Consider the following 24,827-nt stretch of genomic DNA (forward strand, 5'->3'; position numbering starts at 1 on the left):
TGCCATGACCGCCTCCGACAGCACTGAACGCTTCAGCAGCCGCGTCGCAGATTACGTCCGCTATCGACCCGATTACCCGCCGGCCCTGCTGGACTGGCTGCACGGTCCGATGGGCGTCAGCCACGAGGCTCTGGTCGCCGATATCGGCGCCGGCACCGGCATCTCCAGCCGTCAGTTTCTGGCCAGCGGTCATCCCGTTGTTGCGGTTGAGCCCAACGCCGCCATGCGTGGCGCGGCCGAGGAATGGCTGGCGCCGCAGTATCCGGACTTTTCCGCAGTCGACGGCCGCGCAGAAGCCACCGGACTGGCCGACGCCAGCATTGATCTGGTCAGCGTCGCACAGGCCTTCCATTGGTTCGATACCGTGGCGGTGCGCGCCGAATGGCAGCGAATCCTGCGCCCCGGTGGCCTGGCACTGATCTACTGGAACTCGCGCCTGCTCGATGCCAGCCCGTTCCTGGTCGGCTACGAACAGCTGCTGCTGGACTACGGCACCGACTACTCCGCCGTGGCCGAGCGCTACCAGGATGACGCCACCATGCTGGCCTGGTTCGGCGCAGGCCTGCGCGGCATGGTGGAGTTGCCCAACGTGCAGCACCTGGACTTCGACGCTCTGCGCGGGCGCCTGCTGTCCTCCTCCTATGCCCCCCAATCCGGTCATCCGCGCCACGCGCCGATGATCGACGCTTTGCAGGACCTGTTCGCCGCCCATGCGGTCGACGGGCAGGTTGCTTTTGAATATCGAACCCGAGCCTTCCTCGGCACGCTGGACTGAACCGACGCATGTATTCGCTTGCCCGCCCCTTCCTGTTCTCGCTCGACGCCGAGCGCGCCCACGGCCTCGGCCTGTCCGCATTGGACCTGGCCTATCGCACCGGCACCACGCCGCTGCTGGCCGCACGCATCGCGCCGATGCCCAGCACGGTGTTCGGGCTGACCTTCCCCAATCCGGTCGGCCTGGCCGCCGGCCTGGACAAGAACGGCGACCACATCGACGCACTGTTCGCATTGGGCTTCGGCTTCGTCGAGATCGGCACCATCACCCCGCGCCCGCAGGCGGGCAACCCGCAGCCACGGCTGTTCCGCCTGCCGGCGCACAACGCGATCATCAACCGCATGGGCTTCAACAATGCGGGCGTGGATGCGCTGGTGCGCAACGTCGAGCGCGTGCGCAACCGTCGCGGCATGCTCGGCATCAACATCGGCAAGAACAAGGACACCCCCAACGAACAGGCCGCAGATGACTACATCGCCTGCCTGGACAAGGTGTACCCGCTGGCCGACTACATCACCGTCAACATTTCCTCGCCGAACACCGCCGGCCTGCGCGAACTGCAGGAAGAAACCTCGCTGCGCCAGCTGGTCAGCCAGCTGCGTGAGCGCCAGGAAAGCCTGGCCGCCCGGCATGGCCGCCGCGTGCCGATGCTGGTGAAGGTTGCACCGGACCTCAGCGAGCGCGACATCGACGCCGCCGCACGCGTGCTGGGCGAACTGCAGGTGGACGGCGTGATCGCCACCAACACCACCGTCGACCACAGCAAGGTGGCCGGCGACCCGCTGGCCAACGAAGCCGGTGGCCTGTCCGGTGCGCCGGTGCTGGAGCAGTCTACGCTGGTGCTGCGCCGCCTGCGCGCGCGCCTGCCCGAATCGGTGCCGCTGATCGGCGTCGGCGGCATCCTGTCCGGTGCCGATGCGGTGGCCAAGATGGCTGCTGGTGCGGCGCTGGTGCAGTGTTACAGCGGCTTGATCTTCCGCGGCCCGTCGCTGGTATCGGAGTGCGTGGAGGCGATCCGTCGCCGCCGCGAAGCGCCGAGCCGCGGCGCGGTGGCCCCGCTGTGAGCGCGCCCATGGATACCGTCGACGGCAATGCCCCGCTGCGCTGGACGCTCACCCGCAACGCGCCGCTGCAGGCACTGAACACCTTCCATGTGCAGGCCAGCGCAGCCCAACTGCTGGAACTGCACGATGCCGCACTGCTGCCGGAAGTGCTGGCGCTGCCCGACGTGGCCAGCGGCCCGCTGCTGGTGCTGGGTGCCGGCAGCAACGTGCTGATCGCCGAAGACCTCCCCGGCACCGTACTGGTGTTCGGCAACCGCGACATCAGCTTCCTCGAACACCGCGCCGATCATGCGGTGATCCGCGCCGGCGCCGGCGTGCCCTGGCATGGCCTGGTGATGTGGTCGCTGCAGGAAGGCCTGTCCGGGCTGGAAAACCTGGCCCTGATTCCCGGTACGGCTGGTGCCGCGCCGATCCAGAACATCGGCGCCTACGGCGCGCAGGTTGGCGAGTTCATCCAGGCGGTCGAAGCCTGGGATTGCGAGGAGCAGGCCTGGGTGCGGCTGGACAATGAACAATGCGCTTTCGCCTACCGCGACAGCGTGTTCAAGCAGCAACCGGATCGCTACCTGATCACCGCCATCGAACTTAAGCTGCCGCTGCTGCACGATCTGCGCATGGACTACGCCGGCATCCGCGAGGAACTGCAGGCGCAGGGCGTGGAATTGCCGAGCGCGGTGGACGTGGCCAATGCGGTGATCGCGATCCGCCGCCGCAAGCTGCCCGACCCGGATGTGCTCGGCAATGCCGGCAGCTTCTTCAAGAACCCGGTGCTGCCGCTGGAACAGGTCGACGTGCTACTGCAGCACTTCCCCGAGCTGCCGGTGTTCCCGTCCGATCAGGACGGCAAGCGCAAGGTCTCGGCGGCATGGATGATCGAGTCCTGCGGCTGGAAGGGCTTCCGCGAAGGCGATGCCGGCGTGGCGCCGAGCCACGCGCTGGTGCTGGTCAACCACGGCAACGCCACCGGCGCTGAGCTGCTGGCGCTGGCGCGTCGCATCTCGGCCTCGGTGCTGGAGAAGTTCGGCGTGCCGATCGAACCGGAGCCCCGCCTGCTCGGCGCACAGTGGTGAACAGCCCCGCCCTCTCCCCCAGCGCCACCCCGATGCGGGCGGCGCTGCTGATGCTCGGCAGCACGATGGCATTCGGCCTGATGGCGGTGGCAATCCGCTATGCCACCCGTTACGTGCCAACCCAGGAAGTGGCGTTCTTCCGCAATGCCTTCGGCCTGCTGGCGCTGCTGCCGATGCTGCTGCGGCCGGGTCACGCACCGCTGAAGACCCAGCAGCTGCCGCGCTATTTCGTGCGCAGTGCGATCGGCTTGGGTTCGATGCTGTGCGCATTCTGGGCCCTGGGCCATCTGCCGTTGGCGCAGGCGGTCTCGCTCTCCTACTCCACACCGTTGTTCGTCACCATCGCCGCCGTGCTGTGGCTGGGCGAGACCGTGCGTGTGCGCCGCTGGGCCGCGGTGGTGGTCGGCTTCATCGGTGTGCTGGTGATCGTCCGCCCCGGTACGGCGGGCTTCACTGCGGGCAGCCTGGTGGCGGTGGGTGCGGCCGTGCTCAGTTCGCTGGTGGCGATCCAGATCAAGCAGCTGACCCGCGTCGACAGCGCCGACACCGTGGTGCTCTATACCTACGTGTTCTGGGTGCCGCTGTCGCTGATCCCGGCAGTGTTCGTCTGGGTCTGGCCGACCGGCTTCGCCTGGCTGTGGCTGCTGGCCACCGGCGTGCTCGGCACCATCGGCCAGCTGCTGTGGACGCGCGCACTGCGCCTGGGCGAAGTCTCGGCGCTGACGCCGATCAGCTTCCTGCAGCTGCCGCTGGTGACGCTGTGCGGCTGGTTGCTGTTCAACGAAACCGTGGACCGCTGGACGATCATCGGCGCCGGCATCATCCTCGCCGCCAACGCCTACATCGCCCACCGCGAAGCCGTGCTGTCGCGCCGCGCCGCAAGCGCAGCGGCCTCGGCAGCAGCCAAGCCCGCAGAATGAAAACCGCCTCGATGGACAAGCCTTTGGTAGAGTCGACGGTTAGTCGACTGCTTTCCGTTCGGAGCTTGCAAAACCCGCGCTGCGCGCGATAGTCGACTCTACCCGGGCGATCCTGGCAACGGCCCAGAACCTAATCTAACGCGCGATATACCCGCTCCGCAGCATCGAACACATTGCCCGGCGCGAACTGCTCACCCAGGTAGTGCAGCGACTGCCGGCGCAGCTGCGGCGAGCGCTCCTCACCGTCGCTGCCCAGCAGCACCTGCTGGAACTCGATCAGGTCCTGCAGGATGCGCCAGTGCCGGTACCACGCGATCCAGCGCGGATCCCCAAGGTCGCCGCCATAACCCTCCGCGAAATCGAGCGGATTCTCGCGACCCCAGCGACCGCCCACGGCGCCACCGATGAACATCAGGTCGCGCTCGCGCGGCGCCAGTGACAGGCCATCCCAGTCGATCAGATGCAGACCGCCATCGTTGCCCATCAGCAGATTGCCGGCATGCAGGTCGGTGTGGCACAGATGCAGGTCGACCGGCGCCTCCTTCAATGCAGCGCGCAGCTCCAGCGCATGCGCATGCAGTGCCGCGATGCGCGCATGCTGTTGATCCCAGACCGAAGCGAATGCGCGCCCCAGCCCATCCTTCGCCACCGCCAGCCCTTCACCGGCCAACCATTGCCCCACCGTCTCCAGCGCCGCGGTTTCCAGCCGTACGATCGGCAATGCCTGCTGCAACTCCGGAGGCAGCCGCGCACCGTGCAGGCGTCGCAACACCTCCCCCAGCCGCCGCCACTGCGTGCGGCTCAGCGCCGCCTCGAAGCCGGACTGGCCTTCGATATAGGGGAACAGGGTGAACTGCAGGCCCCAGCGCTGCACCGACGCGCCACCGGTCAGCGCCGGCCATGGCGCGACGATTTCGTCTATGCCGAGGGTGCCGCGCAGCCAATGCAGGCTGTCCCAGACCGAGGGATCAACCTGGTAGTTCCGGCATTTCAGCCACCATTGCCCGTGCCGCGCATCGATGCGATACACGCTGGCATTGGCGTCGGCACCCACCGGGCGCGGCACCACCGCAGTGGCCGTGATGCCATAGGATTGTTGAAGGACTTCGCCGAGATGCTGCGCCGAAGCGAATGACATGGATGCAAGCGGAAAGTATTACCTGCCGCCACTATCGCAGATGACTTCGCTGCGACACAGACATGTCCGTCACAACATCGTGCGGCGCAACCAAAGAACTAGCCCGCAATACGGCGCATCACCGCCTCCAGCGGACCGCGCGCGAACTGCCATGACCACAGCCACGCCGCAGCAGTCGCGAGCATCAGGAACAGCAGTGCCCACAGCAGTACCGAGGCCAACGACGCGCTGCCGCCCAGGAGGCCCAGGCTTTCCAGCGTGCCCATGCCCAGCAGGATGTGGCCGACATACAGGGTCAAGGTCATGCGTCCGGCCGCCGTGAAAGGCTCCAGCCAGTCACCCGGGTGCACCCGCGTGAGCCACAGGCAGGCGGCAATCACACTGCAGGCCGCGCCCGCCCCGGTCAGCACATAGGCAGGACCCGGCGGCATCGGCTGCGTTCCCAACCAAGCCTGCCACGGCGTTCCCTGGGCCAGATGCTGCACACCATGGCCGGCGCCGATCAGCAGCAGGCCCAGCACCAGCAGCGCGTGCTGGACCCTCGGCTGCGACAGTTGCAGGCGTGCCAGCAGCATCCCCAGCAAGAAGAAGCACAGCCACGGCAGCAGCGGATGGAAGCCATTGAACAGCAGGTTGCGGACCGCGCCCGGCCATTGCCACAGACCGGCGTATTCCAGCGTCTGCCAGTTCCATCCCTGACTGTAATCCCAGTGCAGCAACGCCCAGAACGAACAGGCCGCCAGACCCACGATGCTGCCCAGCAACACCCGCGGCGAGGCGCGCAGCCACACCACGGCCAACGCGAAATACACCGCGTAGTAGTGCAGGATATCGGCCGGGAACAGGGTCAGGTCGAGCAGGCCCAGCGCCAGCAGGAACGCAGCACGCCGCCAGGTCTGCATGCTGGCCTGCCACCAGGGCTGCCGCTGCGTTGCCAGCACCAGGCCAAGACCGGCCAGGGTGACGAACGTCGCCGAGGCCTTGCCTTCCAGCAGATGGAAGACGCCGGCCAACCAGCTCGTACCCTCTGCAGGCACGGCCATCGCCAGGCGGAAGTTGACCAGCACCATGCCGGCCAGTGCGAGGTAACGCGCCAGGTCCAGCCCGTGCAGTCGCCGGTCCACGGCGCTCATGCACGCGCCCCCAGCAGCAGCGCGAGCAGGCCAAGATCCAGCGATGCATCGTCGGTGCCATTGGCTTCGCCCAGCCCCCGACGCAGTGCATCGCTTTCGATCGCATCCAACAGCACCTGCGCCTGCAGCGCCGGGGCCAGCGCGGGTCGCCGCCGCTCGCGCTGCGCAACACGCTGCAGGGCATCGCCCAGCGCCTGCTGCAGCTGCCTGCGGTTGGTCGCAAAGGCCTCGGCCACGGCAGGGTTGCGTGCACTCTCGGCCAGCACCTCGACCGCAAGCGTTGCCCATTCCGGCTGCCGGCACAGTGCGTGGAAGTCCTGAAGGAAAACCAGCACCTGTGCGCGCTCGCCATCGGACGCGGCCAGTCGCTGCAGCATCGGAGCCAGCTCTTCGCTCTCGGCCACCGCTACCGCAAGGATGATCGCCTCCTTGCCCGGGAAATGGTTGTAGAGATTGCCCAGGCTGACCCCGGCAGCCTGCGCGATGTCGCGCATGCTGGTCTGGTGGAATCCCTTGGCGAGGAAGCACTGCAGGGCGGCCTGCAGGATTTGCGTGACACGTTGCTCGTTGCGGTCTGTTCGGTTCATGGCATCAATTGTGAACGAACGTTCGTACATTTTTAAAGGGGGCAAAATCCATCGGCAGGGCACCGTTCAGCGCCGCCCTACCCGACCCTGCGCAGCTTCAGAAAAACTCGTCGAGCAGCCGATAGAACGCCAACCGACGCTCATCAGCCACCGCGCCATAGCGCTGGAACAGCGGGGCTACCCAGCGCGTGTCACCGAAATTGTGGACAAGGCTGCGCGCGGCCAGCGCAAGGTCCTGATAGCGGTCGGCCACACCCAGCCGGCCACAATCGATGAAACCACTGAAGCGGCCCTCGGCCACCATCAGGTTGGGCAGGCAGGCATCACCGTGGCTGACCACCAGATCTTCATGCGCGGGTTGGCTGGCGAGCAGCTCGGCAAGGACCTGCTGCGGGCTCTGCCCCAGGCGCTCATCATCGAAATCATCGGCATCGACCAGGCCCGCTTCGACGCGCGCCACTGCGGCCTGCACGCGCGTCGCCAGCCGCTGGTCGAACGGGCAGGCCGCCACCGGCAAGGCATGCAGCCCGCGCAGCGCGTCGGCCAGCACCTCCACCAGCCGTTGCGGGGCGAGTTCCGGCGAGGACGCCAGATCACGGCCCGGCAACGCGCTCATCAGCAACCAGCGCCGGCCCGCGTCCTCGGCGGTGGCGATCACCGTCGGCGCCGGCTGGCCCTGCGCCTGCAGCCAACGCAGGCGGGCGATCTCATGACCCAGCTCACTGAAGGCATCGATCACTTCCGATTTCAGGAAGGCATCGGCCTGCCCCGGTCGATGCACGCGAGCGACGTCCGCACGCGAAACCCCGATCGACTGCCGCTCGATGCGCCCGCCGGCCAGCGCTTCGCGCCACGTCGATGGCAACGGCATGCCGTCGCTGCTTGCGGGTGTTGCCTGCATCCCGGGGTGCTCCAGTTGCCGGTGACCCCATGGATTCTCGCTCATTCGGTGGCAACTGCAGCCAGCAGCGCAGCTGCAAGATACAGGCCCAGACCGAACACACTGTGTGCGACCAGGCTGCGCAGGCGGGCCTTGCCCGGCGCCGGCGTCTTCGATGCCGCGATGCCCGCGCCCATGCACGGCTGCAGGATGAAGAAGGGCGCGGCCACACTGAGAATGCCGAACAGCAGTGCTGGCAGCACGGTGGGGGCACGCAGCCAATCGGCACCGACCACCGCCAGCAGCAGCCCGGCGAAGATCACCCCGATCAGGTAATGCGCGGTCCAGCCCAGCGCGCGTTCACCGTCGACCACCGCCGAGCGGCCGATGCCATCGTGACGGAAGCGCCCGCGCGGCAGGTGGCCCAGCCAGCGCCCCACCATCGCGAAATCCAACGAGGGAATGTCAAGCAGGCGCCGTTGCAGCAGCGCCCACAGATCCATCACTGCGGTCGCTCCCACACCGATCAATACCGCATCCACTGCCCATGTCGCCAGCCCGCTCATATCGCACACCTTCAATTATTTGCTTGAATGATAGAGCGATGCTAGCGTGAGCCGCATGAACGCCGCAACCGATCCGCCACCGTCGCCGCTGGAAGCACTGGCCGAGATCGCCCGCACCCTCGGCCATGCTCACCGCCTGGCCCTGCTGGAACACATCGCCCAGGGTGAACGCGCGGTGGAACGGCTGGCCGAACTGACGGGGCTGTCGGTAGCCAATACCTCCCAGCATCTGCAGCAGCTGCGCCGCGCTGGCCTGGTACAGACCCGTCGCGACGGCAAGCGCATCCTCTACCGCAGTGGTGATGGCCCGCTGGGCAACCTGATGGCCGCGCTGCGCGACTACGCCGACCACCAGCGCAGCGAAATGCACGATGTGATTGCCGACAGCGTGCTGCGCCGCGATGCATTGGATGGGCTGACGGTGGAACAGCTGCTGCAGCAACGAGACAGTGTGGTGTTGCTGGATGTGCGGCCACAGGAAGAATTCTCGCTGGGGCACCTGCCCGGCGCGCTGAACATTCCCGTTACGGAATTGCGTGCACGGATGGATGAACTGCCGCGTGCCGTCCACATTGTGGCCTATTGCCGCGGGCCCTACTGCGTGCTTTCCAACGATGCGGTGGCGATGCTGCGCGAGGCCGGACTGACCGCGCAGCGGCTCGCCGCCGGCTACCCCGAATGGAAAGCCGCGGGCCTGCAGGTCGATCTGCCCCAGCACTGAGTGAGTTGCGTGTCATGGATGATGTGTTCTCCCCGTTGATCGACAGCTGCTGGCGGCGCCTGTTCGCGGGCGAACGCATCCTGCAGGATGACCCACCGCTGCACATTGCCTGCAGCGACGAGCTCGATGAGGGCGAGGACGGCATGCTGCTGCAGCCAGTTTCCGGCCCTGCGCGCGCACTGCTGCGCCCTGCGCTGGCTGAACGCCTGCAACTGCAGGCACGCGCACACTGGACCCTGGAACATCTGCAACAGCGCCTGATCGACATCGGCCAGGGCACGCATGGCGCAGACCGCATTTTCTATTTCCCTGCCGCATCCCTGGCGGCATTGGCCGAACACCCTGCTCCACCCCACATCCGCCGTCTCGGCCCGGCCGACGCAGCCGCGTTCGACGTGTTCCAGGCCAGCGCCAGCGAGGAGGATCTCGATGCGTCCTGGGTCGAACTCGATCACTGGCAGGTATTCGGCGCCTTCGCTGGCGAGCGGCTGGTTGCTGCGGGAAGCATGTACCCCTGGAGCCTGGATCCAGCCCTGGCCGACATGGGCGTGCTGACCCTGCCCGAGGCCCGCGGCCGCGGGCACGCGCGCCAGCTGGTACACGCCATGGCCGTGTCCGCGCAGGCGGCCGGGCTGCAGCCTCAGTACCGTTGCCAGCTCGACAACACCGCCTCGATCATTACCGCCGAGCGCAGCGGCCTGCGTGCGTTCGCCGATTGGGACACCCTTCTGGCGGCCGACTGAGGCCGCCGCAGTACAACAAGGAAGCAACATGAAATTGATGGTCATCGGCGCCAGCAGGGGCCTGGGGCGCGCGTTCGTGGAAGGCTTGTGCGGCCCGGGTGACACCGTCATCGGTGTCTCGCGCACCCGCCCCCGCGACATCGCCTGCCCCGAAGGCGTCACCCTGCAATGGATCGAAGCAGACCTGTCCCAGCCGACCGGGGCGGCCGACCACATCGCAGCGCAGGCACCGGCCGATATCGATGTACTGATCCACAACCTGAGCATCTGGGAAGACAAGGCCTTCAGCGACGCGTACGACTTCCTCGATGAAAGCGATGCCACGCTCACGCAGCTGGTCGACGTCAACATCAGTGCGACCCTGGTGCTGCTGCAGCGACTGTTGCCACGCGTGCTGACCTCGCCGCGCCCGCAGTTGGTGCTGACCGGCTCGACCTCGGCACTGCCGCGCAGCGGCCGCCCGGAAGTGGCGTTCGGTGCGTCCAAGTTCGCACTCAATGGCATCGCCGATGCGCTGCGCGAAGGCTTCCGCGATCGCTACCTGGCGGTGACCAGCCTGCAACTGGGCTACCTAAACACCGACGATGCACTGTCGGTGCCGGTTGCAGAGGCCGCAGCCCGCGGCGACGGCGCACTGGTGCCGGTGCATGACGTCGTCGCGATGGTGCGCGCGTTGCTGCAGTTGTCACCGTCCGGCTTCGTGCGCGAACTGGTGCTGCCGGCCATCGCCGACCCGCGCTACTGACCGTAGAGACCTTGGTCGGGGCCCATGGTGGCCGCGTACGCGCCTGTGGTTTAACCTGCTCGCACTGGCCGTCGGTCACAGGCGGGAACCTGCTATGGATGCGCTATCACGGGTCTCGGCCCAGGTCCTGGACAGCGCCCTGCCCAGCCTGCCGTTGTACCTGCTGCAGGCCACGGCGGTGATCGGCATGATCGGCGTACTGCTGATCGCCACCCGCCGCTCCGGCCATGCCATCGAAGGCCGCCGCCTGTATGTAGGCGTGGCACTCGGCCTGATCTACCTGTTCAACGCCTGGTTCGTCGCTGGTTACACCCAGGGCGTGGTCAAGCTCAATCTCGGCTTCGACATCCTGCTGATCAGTGGACTGCTCGGTGGCTGGCGCGGCGGCCTGGCCTGCCTGGCCGCCAGCCTGCTGGCCCGTTACCAGTTCTCGGGCACCCAGTTCTTCCTTCCCGCAAGCATCGAAGCCACCCTGCAGATGATGGCCGGCATCTGGCTGCGCACGCGCCTGCACCCACGCATGCTCGGCGAGCTGTCAGCGCGCATGATCCTGCAGGCGTGGGGCGTGCGCATCGCAGTGACGGCGCTGGGGCTGGCGCTGGGCGTGGCCATCATCGGGGCCGCGCAGCTGCCGGTTGCCGAGCTGGCGATCCAGCGCGTACTGGCGCTGCCGGTGTCGCTGCTGGTGCTCGGCGCAGTGTTCGCGCTGGTCTACAACGATGCGCAGATCGATGCACAGCGGCAGCGTGAGCAGGCCTGGCTGCGCATCGACCCGATCAGTGGCCTGCCCAACATGCGCGCGCTCGGCGAGCGGCTGAAGCACTACTGGCGTAACAATGATGGCGTCGGCAAGGCCTGCCTGGTGGTGGCCGAGATGGGCAACCTGCGCGACCTTCGCCTGCGCTATGGGCCGCTGCAGGACAGCGGCCTGTGGCGGCACGACAGCACCGACGAAGTGCATCAGCTGCTGCCCTCGCTACCGGCGCACCAACTGGAGATCTACCAGTTCGGCGACGCGGCGTTGGCGATCCTGGTGCCTGACACCTCGCTGCCCGAGCTGCGCACGCAGGCACAGATCACCGACCTGGCACGCAACCTGGCTGATCTGGTCGGCCGCGACTGGCCGGGTTTCCGCCCACTGTTCCGCTGTGCGGTGGTCGAGCTGAAGCCACCGGCCACTGCCGACGATGGCCATCTACCATTCCGCGCGATCACCCTGGCGCTGAGTGCGATCGAGTCGGGCGTGGTGTTTTTCGATGATCCGGTCCAGCGCGACAGCGAGATCGACGCGTTGATCGAGCGCGCGCTCGAGCACTGGCTGCAGCATGGCGACGCGCCGCTGTGCTACCAGCCCAAGCATCGCCTGCGGGACCGGCAGCTGGTCGGCGCCGAGGCACTGCTACGCATGCGTGACGGCGAGGACCGGCTGATCGCACCGATGCGGGTGATCTCGTTGCTGCGTCGGCACGGCCGGCTGGCCGATCTGGAATGGGCGACGCTGCAGTCAGCCATCCATTTCCTGCAGCGCTGCCATCAGGAAGGCAGCAAGCTGACGATCGCGGTCAATGTTTCCGCCGAGTCCCTGCGCCTGCCCGACTTCGGCCTGCGCCTGCAGGAGCTGCTGCAGTTGCACGACGTGCCGGGGTTGATGCTGCGCCTGGAAATCGTCGAATGGACCGAGATCGTCGAGCGCGATGTGGTCGACGCCAACATCGCGCAGCTGCTGGCCGCCGAGGTGACACTGTCACTGGACGATTTCGGCGCGGGCTACTCGACCCTGATCCTGCTCTCACAGCTGGCCATTGCCGAGGTCAAGATCGAGCAGGCGCTGATCGCCACGCTGCCCGATGCAAAGTCACAGTCCATTGTCCGCTTCATCGTCGAAGTCGCGCATCGCTGCGGCGCCATCGTGGTGGCCGAGGGCACTGAGACCCTTGCCCAGGAGCAGCAGCTGCGCGCCCTGGGCGTGGATGTCGGGCAGGGTTATCTGTACTCCGCAGCGCTACCGGCGGATGAGTTCCGCCGTTTCGCTGCCAGCTAGATCGCGTAGAAACCCAGGAACATCGCCACCGCCGATTCGGCCACGCGTGCGCGCTCCTGTTCGTTCAACGGCGCCTGCCCCATAGTCACCTGCGGCCAGAACGCAAAGCTTTTCACCAGGCCGTGCAGCTGGTGGCCAGCAAACTCCGGATCGACCTTGCGCAGCCGCCCATCGGCGATGGCCGCACGGATCCAGGCACTCTCGCCACTCTCCTTCTCGCCCATGCGGCAAACGATCGCCTGCGCCCGTTCCGGTGAATGGATGATCTCGGCCATCGCCACCCGCGCCAGGTCGATGAAGTTGGCATCGCTGAGCAGTTCCAGCTTCTGGCCCAGCAGCTGCAGCAACTGTGCCTGCAGTGACTGATCGGTGCGATACGGCAAAGCGTCGCTGGCCACGCTGCGCTCCCACAGCTCCTCCAGGATCATCGAGAACAACGCTTCCTTGCTCGGGAAGTGGTTGTAGACGGTGCGCTTGGAGACCCCGGCCACCTCGGCGATGCGATCCATGCTGGTCGCCTCGTAGCCGGCCGCGCGGAACTCCTCCACCGCCGCCCGCACGATGGCTTCGCGTTTGCGGTCGGTCAGGCGTTGCGGGGCACGGGGCATGGCGGAAACCAGATAACTGAACGGATGTGCACATTTTACACCCGGGAGTGTACTTTTGAAAAACACGAAACTACACTGTGCAGTGTACCCAGCGGACGTCACCCATGAAGCGCCTGCTCCTTGTCCTTTTGCTTGGAATCCTCGCCGTGACCGCCTACACCTTCTGCAAGTCCTGGTCCCTCCCCGACTTCCCCGATTCGCCGCAGTACCGCGATGGCAGGTTCCGCAATGCCCTGCCGCGTCCGGCAATGGGCCTGCGCGATGGCGCGGAGATCTGGTGGACCTTCCTGTTCAACAAGCCCAAGGGCACCGTGCCGGCGCACCCCATTCCGGTGCAGCCGCTGGATCACGCAACCCTGGACGCCGCACCTGATCGCAGCCTGTTCCGGCTTGGGCATTCCACGATCCTGCTGAAGCTGCGCGGGCAGTACTGGCTGACCGACCCGGTGTTCTCCGAGCGCGCCTCGCCGGTGCAATGGATGGGCCCGGCCCGCTTCCACGCGCCGCCGATCAGCATCGACGAACTGCCGCCGATCGCCGGCGTGATCCTCTCGCACAATCACTACGACCACCTGGACCACGCCGCGGTGATGCAGCTGGCCGGCAAGACCACGCGCTTCATCGCCCCGCTTGGCGTGGGCGACCAGTTGATTGCGTGGGGCGTGGACGCCAGCAAGGTGGAACAGCTGGACTGGTGGCAGTCGACCGAGGCCAGCGGCCTGCGCCTGACCGCCACCCCGGGCCAGCACTTCTCCGGCCGTGGGCTGGGCGACAGCGACCGCAGCCTGTGGGCTTCGTGGGTGATCCAGGACGGCGACTTCCGCATCTTCTTCAGCGGCGACACCGGCTATTTCGATGGCTTCAAGACCATCGGCGAGAAGTACGGCCCGTTCGACCTGACCATGATCGAAACCGGCGCCTACGACCCGCGCTGGGCGTTCGTGCACATGCAGCCCGAACAGACTCTGCAGGCGCACGTGGACCTGCGGGGCAAGTGGCTGCTGCCGATCCACAACGGCACCTTCGACCTGGCCCTGCACGCCTGGCAGCAGCCGTTCGAGCGCATCACCGCCCTGGCCGCCGCAAAGAACGTGCCGGTGGCCACGCCGATGATGGGCGAAGCACTGGACATGCAGGCGCCCGAAGCGGGCACGCGCTGGTGGGAGATGGTGGAGCTGTAACGGGGTAACTCGACGCAATGCATCCCGCGGCTCTACACCGGAAAGCAGACCGCGGTGGCACCGGCCACGCCCAGCAGCGCTGCAGTGCGTCATGTAACCGATTACACGCCCTGCTAGCGTAGCGCCTGCCCGATTCCGGCCGCACCTGCGAGGCTGTCCGCAATGACGTTGCGCGTTGAACGTTCCAGGCTCTCTCCCCTGCCCCCCTTCGTCCGGCCAGCCTTCACGCTGCTGCTTGCCACCCTCGCCTCGGCCGCACACGCGCAGAACCTGCCTCCCCGTACCCAGTGGCAGGCCAGCGCGTCGTCGCAGCAGGTTCCGGCGATGGCGATCAGCCACCTGATCGACAACGATCCGAAGACGGTGACCGGTGGCGCGTTCAGCCCCGGCCACTGGTTCCAGGTCGATCTCGGCAAGCCTGCGATGCTGGCCGGTGCACGCCTCACCTGGGATGTCTCCAACCCCGAAGGCTATTCGCTGCAGACCTCGCTCGACGGCAAGCAGTGGCAGAGCGCCTACGTCATGGGCGATTCGCTGGGTGGCATCGAAACCCTGTACTTCGCGCCGCGACAGGCCCGCTACCTGCGTCTGGCCAGCCCGCAGCGCACCTCCGACTGGGGCGTATCCATCTTCGAAATGGAACCGCTCGACACCACGCTCAGCGCACGGGTGACCGGGCTGGACGCCACCCAGTCCGCTGCGCTGTGGCAGGGCGGCGGCACGGTTGCCATCCCCTCAGGCAAAGGCGGCATCCACACGCTCGACATCACCCTGCCCCGCACCCAGCCCAGCACCGGGCTGGCGGTGGACTGGGCCAACGTTCACGGCGCTGCACGCCTGCAGGCACAGGACGCACAGGGCCGCTGGCACGAACTGGCGCGCGATGCGCAGGCAGCGACCCGGCAGCAGAGCTGGCTGGCGGCCGACGCGCCACTGGACATCAAGGCACTGCGGCTGACCGTGGAAGGCGATGCCCCCCAGGTCAAACGCATCCGCCTGCTCGGCCCGAAGGCGGTGATGACGCCGATGAAGCGCTACCAGATCGCCGCCAGCGGCGCGCAGCGCGCGTTGTTCCCTGCCTCGTTGCACATGCAGCAGACTTACTGGACCGCAGTCGGCGTGCATGCGGGCCGGCAGAAATCGATCTTCGACGAATACGGCAACATCGAAGCCTACAAGGGCGCACCGCTGGTGCAGCCGATCTGGCGCAGTGCCGATGGCCGCGCGACCGGTGCCGCCGAACAACCGGTGCAGCACGCACTGCGCGATGGCTGGAAGCCGATGCCGTCTGCCACGTGGTCACCGCAGCCCGGGCTGGAACTGCGCAGCGAAGCCTTTGCCATCGAGCGCGACGGGCAACCGGTCACCTTCGTGCGCCATCGCCTGCGCAACACCGGCAGCGCGGCCATCGAAGGCACGCTGACCCTCGCAGTGCGACCGATGCAGATGAATCCGCCGTGGCAGAACGGTGGCCTGTCGCCGATCCGCCAGGTGGCCGTCGAAGGCAACAGCGTGCGCGTCAATGGCCGCACGCTGCTGCAGTCCCTCAGCGCAGTGGATGCCGCTGGCACCGCCCCCTTCGGCAACGAAGGCGACACCGAGATCACCACGGCCATCGCCAGCGGGCAGCTGCCTGCCGCTCAGCAGTCCAGCGATGCCGCAGGCCTGGCAGCGGCGGCGTTGAGCTACCGCGTCACCCTGGCCCCGGGTGCCAGCGACGCGGTGGTGGTGGCCTTCCCGCTCGGTACCGCCACTGCCGATGCCAATGGCGTGCTGCCGGAAGCGCCGGCCCTCAACCTCGCGTCGCTGCCGCGCGACGGCGACAAGGCGTTCGACACGCTGGCCAGCCGCGCCTCCGCCGATTGGCAGGCGCGGTTGGGCCAGGTCGGCCTGCGCCTGCCCGACCCTTCACTGGTGGACATGCTGCGCGCACAAGCCGCCTACATGCTGATCAACCAGACCGGCCCGGCCATGCAGCCCGGCCCGCGCAACTACAACCGCTCGTTCATCCGCGATGGCATGGCCACCTCGGCCGTGCTGCTGCGCATGGGCGAAGCCAAAGTGGCACGCGACTACCTGGCCTGGTACAGCGAACACGGCGTGCACGGCAATGGCCTGGTGTCGCCCATCCTCAACGATGATGGCAGCGTCAATACCGGCTTCGGCTCGGACATCGAGTACGACAGCCAGGGCCAGTACGTCACCCTCGTTGCCGACGTCGCCCGGCTGGATGGCGGGCCGGAAAGCGTGCGTGCCTACCTGCCCAAGGTGAAGGCCGCGCTGCGCTTCCTGCAGGAACTGCGCGAACGCACGCTGGTGCCGGGCTACATGGCCGACCAGCCATCGCCGGAGCGCTTCGCCGGCATCCTTGCGCCGTCGATCAGCCACGAGGGCTATCCCTCACCCACCCACAGCTACTGGGACGACTACTGGGGCCTGAAGGGCTGGCATGACGGCGCGTGGCTGGCCGAATCGCTGGGCGACCACGAAACCGCCACGTGGGCGCGCGAACAGTACAAGGCGCTGTATGACGCACTGCATGCCTCGATCCGCGCAACGATGGCATGGAAGGGCATCGACTTCATTCCCTCATCGGCCGACCTCGGCGACGGCGATCCGACCGGTGTATCGATCGCTCTGGACCCCACCGGCGCCCAGAGCGTGCTGCCGGCCGAAGCCCTGCGCACCACCTTCGCCCGCTACCTGGACGATGTGCGCAAGCGCAACCAGCCCGGTGCGCTGTATGCCTACACGCCGTATGAAATCCGCAACGTGCTGAGCTACGTGCACTTGGGCCAGCCCGAAGCGGCCGACGAACTGCTGCAGGGCCTGCTGCACGATCGCAGGCCGCTGGAATGGCAGGTGCTGGCCGAGGTCGTGCACTCGCGGTTGCGCTTCCCGCGCTACCTGGGCGACATGCCACACACCTGGATCGGCGCCGAATACGGCCGCACCCTGTTCGGCATGCTGATGCGCGAGGACGACGACGCGTTGTCGCTGCTGCCGGGCACGCCACCGTCGTGGGTTGCTGGCGAAGGGTTGTCGGTGGAGCGGCTGCCGACCGCGTATGGCACGTTGCAGATGCAGGCGCGGCAGCGCAACGGCAACCTGACCGTGTCGCTCGGCAAGGGACTGCGCAAGGGCACGCCGGTACGCGTATGGTGGCCCAGCCGTACCCTGCCCAAGGACGTGCGCGTGGATGGGCGATCGGTACGGAACTTCGACAAGGACGGCGTGCTGCTCGATGGCCCGTTCCGCACCCTGGAGGCACGTTGGCAGTAATGCCGATGCAGGAACCGAAGTGATCGAACTTCTACTCGATGGCAGCCCTGTCGCCGCCGCTACCGACGATCAGCTGGCCAGCGCACTGGCGCTGGCCGCATCCATGCCCCAGTTCGAGCTGTGGGCATCGGTGCCCGACGGCCCATCGCTGTGCATGCTGCGCAATGCCGAGCATGCATGGCTGATGTACCTGCGCGAGCCCGGCGACGACGGCTTCCATTCCTGCGGAAACGAACACCGCGCCGGCAACGCCTACTTCCGCCTCGAAAATGGCCAGGTGGATGGCTATCCCCTGGCGTGGTGCATCGGCATCGAGGCGTGCTTCGCCGCGATCAGTTTCTTTCACGGCACTGGAGGCGCCCGCCTGGAACACATCGATTGGCAGCCCTGACCCCGGTGGAGGCCGACCTTGGTCGGCATGCCCCGCCTCGCATTCCGGTGGCTGCCCTCCGGTAGATGCCGACCTTGGTCGGCACGCCTTCCGTCGAGCAAGCTCGACGCCTACCAAGCGGCATCGCTAGAACCCCGGCAACCCCGGCGGATTGGTCTGCGACTGCGGCACCGCTTCCTCGGCTACGTTCCAGCGCGCCAGCGCCTGGGCATAGGTGCCGCTGCTGATCTGGGTGTTCAACGCCTGCGTCACCGCATCGGCCAGGCCGCTGCCCTTGCGCGTGGTCACCGAAATCGCCGCGGCGTTCGGCCAGCCACCGGGGAACAGGCCCACACGCCGCACCTTGCCATCGCGCGCCGAATAGGCGCCGGTGGCATTCGGCTCGAACGACACGTCGGCGCGGCCGGTGATCACTGCCAACCGCCCGATCACCGCATCATCGAAGTACTGGTACTCCACCGGTTTCAGGCCTGCGGCGATGTTCTGCTTGTCCCATTGGCGCAGGATCTGGTCCTGGTTGGTGCTGGCGCCGACCACCACCTTCAGCCCGGCCACGTCGGCCGGCTTTTCGATCTTCTGGATCGGCCCATCACTGCGCGTGTAGATGCCGAGCAGATCGTAGCGGTAGCTGGAGAAGTCGAACTTCTTCTTTCGCTCTTCAGTGACGGTCACATTGGACAGCACCGCATCGTACTTGCCCGACTCCAGCCCCAGCGGCCAGTCGGCCCAGGCCACCGGCACCACCACCAGTTTCAACCCCAGCCCATCGGCGATCAGGCGGGCGATATCCGGCTCGACGCCCACCACGTCCTTGCTGTCGGCGCCGTAGTCGGCCAAGGGCAGCTGGCCAGGATGGGTGGCGATGGTGAACGCACCGGGCGTGACGAAGCGGTAGCCGGCCGGGATCAATGCCTGCGCCTTGGGATCGAGCGTTCCTTTCAGCACCGCCGTATTCGCACCGGCAAGGCTGGTCGCGGCCACGACGCTCGCGTCCGGTGCCTGGCGCACGCGTGAGTAGACGATGCCGGCAATGCCAATGACCAGCACGCCCACGATCAACAGGGTGCTGCGCGAGGGGCGACGCGGTGCGGCAGGGCTCATGGCGTTCCTTTCGGGGTTACAGTGTTTTGGCGAGGAAATCGGCGGTGCGTTGCTGGCGCGGGCGCTCGAACAGAGCCTCGGGCGTGCCCTGCTCGATCACCCGGCCCTGGTCCATCATCACCACGTGGTCGGCCACGCGGCGGGCGAAGCTCAGTTCGTGGGTGACAATCACCAGCGTGGTGCCGGAGCTTGCCAGCTCCTCGATCACGCTGAGCACCTCGGCCACCAGTTCCGGGTCCAGCGCCGAAGTGGGTTCGTCGAACAGCAGCACCTTCGGCTGCAGCGCCAGTGCGCGGGCAATCGCAATGCGCTGCTGCTGGCCACCGGACAACTGGCGCGGGAAGGCGTCGGCCTTGTCGGCCAGGCCGACCCGCTCCAGCAGTGTCCGCGCCTGCTGCTCGGCCTGCGCACGCGGCACACCACGCACCGCGATTGGCGCTTCGATGATGTTCTCCAGCGCGGTCAGGTGGGGGAACAGGTTGAACCCCTGGAACACCATGCCCACCTCCGCACGACGGCGGCGGATCTCACGCTCGGGAAGCTCGTACAGGGTGTCACCGTCGCGGCGGTAACCGATCAGCTGCCCGCCCACAGTCACATAACCACTGTCGGCGCGTTCCAGATGATTGATCAGCCGCAGCAGCGTGGACTTGCCGGCGCCGGAGGGACCGATCAGCACCGTCACGCTTCCAGCGCGCAGATCCAGGTTCACCTCTTCCAGCACCGGCTGATCGCCGAACACCTTGCCCACACCATGCAGCGACACCGCCGCACCCTCGCCCGCTTCAACCTGAGTGGCGATGCGCGGGCGATTGACCACCCGCGGTGCAGCATCACTGGATGTCCGCACCGGCGACGACACCCGCGACACAGAGCGCTCACGCTGCAACTGGCCGCGCGCGAACCGCTGCTCCACCCGCCGCTGCAGCAGCGACAGCACGGTCAGGATCACCAGGTACCAGACCGTGGCCACCATCAGCAGCGGCACCACTTCCAGGTTGCGGCGGTAGATCACCTGCACGGTGTAGAACAGTTCGGGCAGTGCCAGCACGTAGACCACCGAGGTGCTCTTGGCCAGGCCGATCACATCGTTGAAGGCGGCCGGCAGGATCGAACGCATCGCCTGCGGCAGGATGATGCGGCGCACCTGGCGGCCACGCGGCAGGCCGAGCGCGGCTGCGGCCTCGTACTGGCCGTGGTCGACCGAAAGAATGCCACCGCGGATCACTTCGGCCGAGAACGCCGCCTGGTTCAGGGTCAAACCCAGCACCGCGGCGGTGAACACGCCGATCAGCTGCGTGGTCGGGTACGAGAACAGGCTGATGCCGGTGAACGGCACCCCCAGCTCGATGGTGCTGTACAGATAGCCCAGGTTGTTCAGCAGCAGCAACAACACCAGCAGCGGGATCGAGCGGAACAGCCACACATAGCCCCACGACACAGCCGACAGCAGCGGTGAGCCGGACACCCGGGCCAGCGCAAGCAGCGTACCCAGCGCGAAGCCGAGGCCGGTGCCCAGTGCGGTCAGTAGCAGCGTGCGGCCCAGGCCTTCCAGCACCGGGCGCGCGAAGAACCATTCGGCGAAGGTGACCCAGCCCCAGCGCGGATTGCCCAGCACTGATTGCAGCCCGATCAGGATCAGCGCCAACGCCAGAAGGGTTCCGACCACCTGTAGTGGATGCCGGGCCGGCACGATCTTCAACGCCGGGGTTGGCGCCGGGCGTGTGGCAATTCCGTCCAGCGCAGTCGAAGGCGTGCTCATGCGTGGGCTCCATACAGCACGGTCTGTGATGGCACAACGGCTGGCGCCGATACGCCCAGGCGCTTCTCGAACGGCAAGTGGGCGATGGATTCCGGATCGGCATCCAGATCGAACAGCGCGGTGTAACCGTGGCTGAGATACAGGCCAACCGCTTCGGGCTGGCGGAAGCCGGTGGTCAGGAACACCCGTCGGTAACCCTGCCGCGCCGCCTGCTCTTCCAGCTCCTGCAGCACTCGCCGCGCGATGCCCTGGCGGCGCAGCCCGGGCAGCGTCCAGATGCGCTTGAACTCGGCAGTGTCCGGATCGCGGTGTGGCATGAAGGCGCCGCCGGAGATCGCCACACCGTCGCGCAGCAGTAGCACGAACGCCCCTACCGGCGCCGCAAAGGCCTGCGCCGGGTAGCGCTGCAGCTCCTCGCGGGCGCTGCCACCGATACGGCGGCGCACATCGGCGTAGCGACTGTCGTACTCCTGTTCCAGCCCATCGAACAGTGGACGGGCCAGTGGATCGTCCACCGAGGTGTAGAGGAAGCGTTCGTTGCTGCTCATGCCACGTCCTTCACCAGGTAGTCTTCGGCCAGCCGCGCCCACAGGCTGGCGGCGGGTGCGATGGCGGCGTCATTGAACACATAGCGCGGGCTGTGCAGCGGCGCGCTGTCGCCGTTGCCGACGAACACGAAACTGCCCGGCCGCGCCTGCAGCAGGAACGCGAAATCCTCACTGGCAGTGCGCGGCGCGAATTCGGGCACCACGCGTTCGCTGCCGAAGCCCTGCACGGCCACCTCACGGATGTAGGCGGTCTGCTCAGGGTGGTTGATCACACTGGGGAAGCCGCGCGGGAACTCGATCTCGGCGCGCGCGCCGAACGCGGCGGCGGTCTGCTCGGCAATCTCGGTGACCCGACGCCGCAGCGTGTCGCGTACCTCTGGCAGGTAGGCGCGCACGGTCAGCTTCAGCTCCACCAGGTCCGGAATCACGTTGGCGGCCTGCCCGCCGTGGATCGAACCGACGGTGACCACGCCCATCTGCCGCGGATCGACATTGCGTGACACCACGCTCTGCAGCGCGGTGACGATGTACGCTGCCACCAGGATCGGGTCGACACTTCCCTGCGGCTCGGCGCCGTGACCGCCCTTGCCGATCACCTTCAGCCGCGCCCAGTCCACCGACGCCATCGCCGGGCCATCGACGAAACCGAAGTGGCCGACCGGCACACCCGGCCAGTTGTGCAGGCCATAGATCGCATCCACCGGGAAGCGCTCGAACAGGCCGTCGGCAATCATCTTCGAAGCCCCCGAGCCGGTTTCTTCGGCCGGCTGGAACACCAGCTGCAGGGTGCCGTCGATATCGCCGTGATGGGCCAGGTAATGCGCCGCGGAAAGCAGGATGGCGGTATGCCCGTCGTGGCCGCAGGCATGCATCAGTCCCTCGTTCTGGCTGGCGTAGGCCAGGCCGGAGTCCTCGTGGATCGGCAGTGCATCGATGTCGGCGCGCAGGCCGAGGCGACGGCTGCCCTGCCCGCGCTGCAACGTACCGACCACGCCGGTACCGCCGAGGCCGGTGGTCACCTCATAGCCCCACTGCTGCAGCAGCTCGGCCACGCGAGCGCTGGTGCGGTGTTCCTCGAAGGCCAGCTCCGGGTGGCGGTGCAGGTCATGGCGGATCGCGATGGCCACCTCGGCGCGTGCCGCGATTTCCGGCAGCACGCCAGTCGTTGGGGAATTCAGTCGGGCATGGCCCGGCGCTACGGCGTTTTCTCCGCTCATCGCCTTACCCCACCTTCCGCGCCGGTTCGGCGTCGGTCGAATGGCGGCTGGCCTTGTACGGCAGGCCCAGATGCTCACGCAGTGTGTGCCCTTCCAGTTCACGCTGATGGTAGCCACGCGCCTGCAGGATCGGCAGCACCTGGGTCACGAAATCGTCCAGGCCTTCGCGCTGCGCCGCGAAGCCGAGGATGAAGCCGTCGCTGGCACCGGCATCGAACCAGCGGATCAGCTCATCGGCTACATGCTCCGGTGTGCCGATGAAGTTCGGCCGCGGGCTGACCGCTTCCAGTGCTACCTGGCGCAGGCTCAGGCCCTTCTCGCGCGCGTCCTGCTTGATGCGGTCGGTGGTGGAGCGGAACGAGTTGCTGCCGATGTCACCCAGTTCCGGGAACGGCGCATCCGGGTCGTACTGGCTGAAATCGTGGTGATCGAAGAAGCGGCCGAGATAGGCCAGCGCATCCTCCAGCGTCGCCAACGCAGCAATCGCCTGGTACTTGGCCTCGGCCTCCTCGGCGGTGCGGCCGACGATGGGGCCGATGCCCGGGAAGATCTTCACGTCATTGCCGCTGCGGCCATGGGCGATCGCAGAGTTCTTCACCTTCTGGGTGAACGCGCGGGTCTCCTCCAGCGATGGCGAATGGGTGAACACCGCATCGGCGTACTTGCCGGCCAGCGCGATGCCATCGTCGGACGACCCCGCCTGGAAGATCACCGGCTGGCCCTGCGGCGAGCGCTGGATGTTGAGCGGCCCTTCCACCTGGAAGAAGCGTCCCTTGTGGTCGAGGCGGCGGAACTTTTCCGGCGCGAAGAACGTGCCACTGTCGCGCTCACGCACGAAGGCATCGTCATCCCAGGAATCCCACAGCCCTTGCACCACGTCCAGGTACTCGTCGGCGATCTGGTAGCGCAGCGCGTGCTCCGGATGCGGCCGACCGTAGTTGCGGCCCGAGCCCTCCAGTGGCGAGGTCACTACGTTCCAGCCGGCGCGGCCGCCGCTGAGCAGGTCCAGCGAAGCGAACTGCCGGGCCACGGTGAACGGATCGCTGTAGGAGGTCGACAGCGTGCCGGCCAGGCCGATCTTCTTCGTTGCCGTGGCCAGCGCCGACAGCAGTGAGATCGGCTCGAAGCGGTTGAGGAAGTGCGGGATCGACTTCTCGTTGATGTACAGGCCATCGGCCACGAAACCAAAAGCGATGCCGTTGTCCTCGGCGGTACGCGCGATGTCGATGTAGAACTGCAGGTTGACGCTGGCATCGGCCGGATTGGACGGATGCTTCCAGGCATGCATGTGACTGCCGGGGCCCTGCAACATGATGCCGAACGGAATGTGGCGCGGGGTCGTGCTCATGAGAATCGCTCCTGCAGGTCAGGCCACCGCCGCGCGCGGCGCGGGCGACAGCAGTTCAAGGGATGTGAGGCGTGCGTCGAGGTCGGCTACCGGCGCATCGAGAATGAATTCACCCACGCCGAAGCGGCGGTGCAGCGCGTCCAGTTCGTCACGCACGTGCTGCGCATCACCGGACAACACACTCGGGCGTGTCTCCTCGATGCGGAAGTCGGCCACGCCCACCTGGCGCGCGTACTCGGCAGCTGCTTCGGGGCTGGGCAGGTTCACCGTCTGCCCGGGACCGAGGTGCAGCTTGTAGACGCGCAGTGCACCGATATGGCGGGTTGCGGCTTCGGCCGTCGGCGCGGCGAAGGCCACCGTGGCCAGCAACGGTGGCTGCGAGGAGACGCTGCGGTAGGCGTCGAACGCAGCTTCGATGTGCTTCGGCTCACCATCGAAATGAGCGGCATAGACAAAGCGCCAGCCCAGTTCGGCCGCCTGCTGCGCGCTCTGCGGGCTGGCCCCGAGCAGGAAGCGCTCCGGCGCCTGCTGCGGCACCGGTCGGGCCAGCGCCTCGGTGTCTGCCCCCGACAGATAGCCTTCCAGGTCGCGCAGTTGCTGATCGAAGTCGGCGAACGCCGGGCGCCCGGCCGCCAGCGCGGCAGTCGAGGCCGGCAGGCCACCGGGGGCCTTGCCCACGCCCAGATCGACGCGCCCCGGCGCCAACGCCGCCAGCAGATTGAAGTTCTCCGCCACTTTGTAGGGCGCGTAGTGGCGCAGCATCACCCCACCACTGCCGATGCGGATGCGCCGGGTCTGCGCCAGCACCCAGGCCGCCAGCACTTCCGGTGCGGGGCTGGCCAGCGTCGGTGCGGCGTGGTGTTCGGCAAACCAGTAGCGGTGGTAGCCCAGCTGTTCGGCGTGCTGCGCCAGCTGCAGGCTGTTGCGCAGTGCCTGCTCCGGCGAAGCGCCCTCGGCCACCGGGCTCTTGTCCAACACGCTGATCTGATAGCTCATGGTTACGTCC

General features: G+C 67.2%; 23 protein-coding genes. 11 read left to right on the plus strand and 12 right to left on the minus strand.

Translation table 11 applies throughout. The features are described 5' to 3' along the window. Nucleotides 1–4: 4 nt before the first annotated feature. Genes AC07M7_RS13970 through AC07M7_RS13985 form a run of 4 tightly spaced genes read left to right on the plus strand, consistent with a single transcriptional unit; the run spans nucleotide 5 to nucleotide 3,829 of the window. Nucleotides 5–775, plus strand: a complete 771-nt coding sequence (locus tag AC07M7_RS13970) for a class I SAM-dependent methyltransferase (RefSeq protein ID WP_495207675.1) — start codon at nucleotides 5–7, stop codon at nucleotides 773–775. 8 nt (nucleotides 776–783) lie between these two features. Then, a complete protein-coding gene (locus tag AC07M7_RS13975; RefSeq protein ID WP_495207676.1) occupies nucleotides 784–1,839 on the plus strand; it encodes a quinone-dependent dihydroorotate dehydrogenase in 1,056 nt (351 codons plus the stop codon). Nucleotides 1,840–1,847: 8 nt separating this feature from the next. Continuing rightward, nucleotides 1,848–2,909, plus strand: coding sequence for a UDP-N-acetylmuramate dehydrogenase (murB, locus tag AC07M7_RS13980; protein ID WP_482998651.1), 1,062 nt, complete (start codon nucleotides 1,848–1,850; stop codon nucleotides 2,907–2,909). A gap of 32 nt (nucleotides 2,910–2,941) precedes the next feature. Beyond that, nucleotides 2,942–3,829 (plus strand): DMT family transporter, encoded by an 888-nt coding sequence (locus tag AC07M7_RS13985; RefSeq protein WP_337303044.1) that lies wholly within the window; start codon nucleotides 2,942–2,944, stop codon nucleotides 3,827–3,829. A gap of 130 nt (nucleotides 3,830–3,959) precedes the next feature. Here the strand turns inward: AC07M7_RS13985 and AC07M7_RS13990 are convergent, their stop codons facing one another. The 5 genes from AC07M7_RS13990 to AC07M7_RS14010 all read right to left on the minus strand — a co-directional run bounded on the left by AC07M7_RS13990 (nucleotide 3,960) and on the right by AC07M7_RS14010 (nucleotide 8,133). Next, entirely contained in the window at nucleotides 3,960–4,967 is a 1,008-nt protein-coding gene (locus AC07M7_RS13990) for an aminoglycoside phosphotransferase family protein (RefSeq protein ID WP_136638715.1), read from the minus strand. A gap of 98 nt (nucleotides 4,968–5,065) precedes the next feature. After that, nucleotides 5,066–6,100: a DUF418 domain-containing protein gene (locus AC07M7_RS13995; RefSeq protein WP_495207677.1), complete on the minus strand. Its 1,035-nt coding sequence runs from the start codon at nucleotides 6,098–6,100 to the stop codon at nucleotides 5,066–5,068. Continuing rightward, nucleotides 6,097–6,687, minus strand: a complete 591-nt coding sequence (locus AC07M7_RS14000; protein ID WP_495207678.1) for a TetR/AcrR family transcriptional regulator — start codon at nucleotides 6,685–6,687, stop codon at nucleotides 6,097–6,099. The genes AC07M7_RS13995 and AC07M7_RS14000 overlap by 4 nt, the downstream gene beginning before the upstream one ends. A gap of 97 nt (nucleotides 6,688–6,784) precedes the next feature. Then, nucleotides 6,785–7,558 (minus strand): APH(3')-II family aminoglycoside O-phosphotransferase, encoded by a 774-nt coding sequence (locus AC07M7_RS14005; protein ID WP_495207679.1) that lies wholly within the window; start codon nucleotides 7,556–7,558, stop codon nucleotides 6,785–6,787. A gap of 71 nt (nucleotides 7,559–7,629) precedes the next feature. After that, nucleotides 7,630–8,133 carry a DUF2938 domain-containing protein gene (locus AC07M7_RS14010; protein WP_495207680.1) on the minus strand — a complete coding sequence of 168 codons (504 nt, stop codon included), beginning with the start codon at nucleotides 8,131–8,133 and terminating at the stop codon, nucleotides 7,630–7,632. A gap of 55 nt (nucleotides 8,134–8,188) precedes the next feature. Between AC07M7_RS14010 and AC07M7_RS14015 the strand changes: the two genes are divergently transcribed. From AC07M7_RS14015 to AC07M7_RS14030, 4 genes are all read left to right on the plus strand, one after another. Continuing rightward, a complete protein-coding gene (locus AC07M7_RS14015) occupies nucleotides 8,189–8,854 on the plus strand; it encodes an ArsR/SmtB family transcription factor (protein ID WP_046982852.1) in 666 nt (221 codons plus the stop codon). A 14-nt stretch (nucleotides 8,855–8,868) separates the two neighbouring features. After that, the gene (locus AC07M7_RS14020) at nucleotides 8,869–9,597 is read left to right on the plus strand and encodes a GNAT family N-acetyltransferase (RefSeq protein WP_495207681.1); all 729 of its coding nucleotides are present in this window, start codon (nucleotides 8,869–8,871) and stop codon (nucleotides 9,595–9,597) included. A gap of 28 nt (nucleotides 9,598–9,625) precedes the next feature. Further along, complete coding sequence (locus AC07M7_RS14025) at nucleotides 9,626–10,342, plus strand: SDR family NAD(P)-dependent oxidoreductase (protein WP_495207682.1); 717 nt, start codon at nucleotides 9,626–9,628, stop codon at nucleotides 10,340–10,342. A 94-nt stretch (nucleotides 10,343–10,436) separates the two neighbouring features. Further along, complete coding sequence (locus AC07M7_RS14030) at nucleotides 10,437–12,383, plus strand: EAL domain-containing protein (protein ID WP_253078268.1); 1,947 nt, start codon at nucleotides 10,437–10,439, stop codon at nucleotides 12,381–12,383. On the opposite strand, the gene AC07M7_RS14035 is transcribed toward AC07M7_RS14030, so the two are convergent. Further along, the gene (locus AC07M7_RS14035; RefSeq protein ID WP_337303024.1) at nucleotides 12,380–12,991 is read right to left on the minus strand and encodes a TetR/AcrR family transcriptional regulator; all 612 of its coding nucleotides are present in this window, start codon (nucleotides 12,989–12,991) and stop codon (nucleotides 12,380–12,382) included. The two genes, AC07M7_RS14030 and AC07M7_RS14035, sit on opposite strands and share 4 nt — an antisense overlap. A gap of 104 nt (nucleotides 12,992–13,095) precedes the next feature. Here AC07M7_RS14035 and AC07M7_RS14040 point away from each other — a divergent pair, with 104 nt between their 5' ends. From AC07M7_RS14040 to AC07M7_RS14050, 3 genes are all read left to right on the plus strand, one after another. Continuing rightward, a complete protein-coding gene (locus AC07M7_RS14040) occupies nucleotides 13,096–14,172 on the plus strand; it encodes an MBL fold metallo-hydrolase (protein WP_495207683.1) in 1,077 nt (358 codons plus the stop codon). A gap of 162 nt (nucleotides 14,173–14,334) precedes the next feature. Further along, nucleotides 14,335–17,454: a discoidin domain-containing protein gene (locus tag AC07M7_RS14045; protein WP_495207684.1), complete on the plus strand. Its 3,120-nt coding sequence runs from the start codon at nucleotides 14,335–14,337 to the stop codon at nucleotides 17,452–17,454. Nucleotides 17,455–17,473: 19 nt separating this feature from the next. Then, nucleotides 17,474–17,845, plus strand: coding sequence for a hypothetical protein (locus tag AC07M7_RS14050; RefSeq protein ID WP_253078271.1), 372 nt, complete (start codon nucleotides 17,474–17,476; stop codon nucleotides 17,843–17,845). Nucleotides 17,846–17,971: 126 nt separating this feature from the next. Here the strand turns inward: AC07M7_RS14050 and AC07M7_RS14055 are convergent, their stop codons facing one another. From AC07M7_RS14055 to AC07M7_RS14080, 6 genes are read right to left on the minus strand one after another with little or no spacing between them, the layout of a single operon-like run. Further along, nucleotides 17,972–18,946 carry an ABC transporter substrate-binding protein gene (locus AC07M7_RS14055; RefSeq protein WP_046982859.1) on the minus strand — a complete coding sequence of 325 codons (975 nt, stop codon included), beginning with the start codon at nucleotides 18,944–18,946 and terminating at the stop codon, nucleotides 17,972–17,974. A gap of 16 nt (nucleotides 18,947–18,962) precedes the next feature. Further along, on the minus strand, nucleotides 18,963–20,708 hold the full coding sequence (locus AC07M7_RS14060) for an amino acid ABC transporter permease/ATP-binding protein (RefSeq protein WP_495207685.1): 1,746 nt from the start codon (nucleotides 20,706–20,708) through the stop codon (nucleotides 18,963–18,965). Continuing rightward, nucleotides 20,705–21,256 carry a GNAT family N-acetyltransferase gene (locus AC07M7_RS14065; protein WP_482998637.1) on the minus strand — a complete coding sequence of 184 codons (552 nt, stop codon included), beginning with the start codon at nucleotides 21,254–21,256 and terminating at the stop codon, nucleotides 20,705–20,707. The genes AC07M7_RS14060 and AC07M7_RS14065 overlap by 4 nt, the downstream gene beginning before the upstream one ends. Further along, nucleotides 21,253–22,473 carry a M20 aminoacylase family protein gene (locus AC07M7_RS14070; RefSeq protein WP_046982861.1) on the minus strand — a complete coding sequence of 407 codons (1,221 nt, stop codon included), beginning with the start codon at nucleotides 22,471–22,473 and terminating at the stop codon, nucleotides 21,253–21,255. Before AC07M7_RS14070 ends, AC07M7_RS14065 begins: the two co-directional genes overlap by 4 nt. Before the next feature lie 4 nt (nucleotides 22,474–22,477). Continuing rightward, on the minus strand, nucleotides 22,478–23,821 hold the full coding sequence (locus tag AC07M7_RS14075) for an LLM class flavin-dependent oxidoreductase (RefSeq protein WP_495207686.1): 1,344 nt from the start codon (nucleotides 23,819–23,821) through the stop codon (nucleotides 22,478–22,480). Nucleotides 23,822–23,839: 18 nt separating this feature from the next. Beyond that, nucleotides 23,840–24,817 carry an MsnO8 family LLM class oxidoreductase gene (locus AC07M7_RS14080; RefSeq protein WP_495207687.1) on the minus strand — a complete coding sequence of 326 codons (978 nt, stop codon included), beginning with the start codon at nucleotides 24,815–24,817 and terminating at the stop codon, nucleotides 23,840–23,842. Nucleotides 24,818–24,827: the final 10 nt, after the last annotated feature.

The organism is Stenotrophomonas sp. GW821-FHT09E08 (genome assembly GCF_059416125.1).

Coding starts and splice junctions, on each gene's coding strand:
- AC07M7_RS13970 (WP_495207675.1), top strand. CDS start 5: ATGACCGCCTCCGACAGCACTGAACGCTTCAGCAGCCGCGTCGCAGAT.
- AC07M7_RS13975 (WP_495207676.1), top strand. CDS start 784: ATGTATTCGCTTGCCCGCCCCTTCCTGTTCTCGCTCGACGCCGAGCGC.
- murB (WP_482998651.1), top strand. CDS start 1,848: ATGGATACCGTCGACGGCAATGCCCCGCTGCGCTGGACGCTCACCCGC.
- AC07M7_RS13985 (WP_337303044.1), top strand. CDS start 2,942: ATGCGGGCGGCGCTGCTGATGCTCGGCAGCACGATGGCATTCGGCCTG.
- AC07M7_RS13990 (WP_136638715.1), bottom strand. CDS start 4,967: ATGTCATTCGCTTCGGCGCAGCATCTCGGCGAAGTCCTTCAACAATCC.
- AC07M7_RS13995 (WP_495207677.1), bottom strand. CDS start 6,100: ATGAGCGCCGTGGACCGGCGACTGCACGGGCTGGACCTGGCGCGTTAC.
- AC07M7_RS14000 (WP_495207678.1), bottom strand. CDS start 6,687: ATGAACCGAACAGACCGCAACGAGCAACGTGTCACGCAAATCCTGCAG.
- AC07M7_RS14005 (WP_495207679.1), bottom strand. CDS start 7,558: ATGCCGTTGCCATCGACGTGGCGCGAAGCGCTGGCCGGCGGGCGCATC.
- AC07M7_RS14010 (WP_495207680.1), bottom strand. CDS start 8,133: ATGAGCGGGCTGGCGACATGGGCAGTGGATGCGGTATTGATCGGTGTG.
- AC07M7_RS14015 (WP_046982852.1), top strand. CDS start 8,189: ATGAACGCCGCAACCGATCCGCCACCGTCGCCGCTGGAAGCACTGGCC.
- AC07M7_RS14020 (WP_495207681.1), top strand. CDS start 8,869: ATGGATGATGTGTTCTCCCCGTTGATCGACAGCTGCTGGCGGCGCCTG.
- AC07M7_RS14025 (WP_495207682.1), top strand. CDS start 9,626: ATGAAATTGATGGTCATCGGCGCCAGCAGGGGCCTGGGGCGCGCGTTC.
- AC07M7_RS14030 (WP_253078268.1), top strand. CDS start 10,437: ATGGATGCGCTATCACGGGTCTCGGCCCAGGTCCTGGACAGCGCCCTG.
- AC07M7_RS14035 (WP_337303024.1), bottom strand. CDS start 12,991: ATGCCCCGTGCCCCGCAACGCCTGACCGACCGCAAACGCGAAGCCATC.
- AC07M7_RS14040 (WP_495207683.1), top strand. CDS start 13,096: ATGAAGCGCCTGCTCCTTGTCCTTTTGCTTGGAATCCTCGCCGTGACC.
- AC07M7_RS14045 (WP_495207684.1), top strand. CDS start 14,335: ATGACGTTGCGCGTTGAACGTTCCAGGCTCTCTCCCCTGCCCCCCTTC.
- AC07M7_RS14055 (WP_046982859.1), bottom strand. CDS start 18,946: ATGAGCCCTGCCGCACCGCGTCGCCCCTCGCGCAGCACCCTGTTGATC.
- AC07M7_RS14060 (WP_495207685.1), bottom strand. CDS start 20,708: ATGAGCACGCCTTCGACTGCGCTGGACGGAATTGCCACACGCCCGGCG.
- AC07M7_RS14065 (WP_482998637.1), bottom strand. CDS start 21,256: ATGAGCAGCAACGAACGCTTCCTCTACACCTCGGTGGACGATCCACTG.
- AC07M7_RS14070 (WP_046982861.1), bottom strand. CDS start 22,473: ATGAGCGGAGAAAACGCCGTAGCGCCGGGCCATGCCCGACTGAATTCC.
- AC07M7_RS14075 (WP_495207686.1), bottom strand. CDS start 23,821: ATGAGCACGACCCCGCGCCACATTCCGTTCGGCATCATGTTGCAGGGC.
- AC07M7_RS14080 (WP_495207687.1), bottom strand. CDS start 24,817: ATGAGCTATCAGATCAGCGTGTTGGACAAGAGCCCGGTGGCCGAGGGC.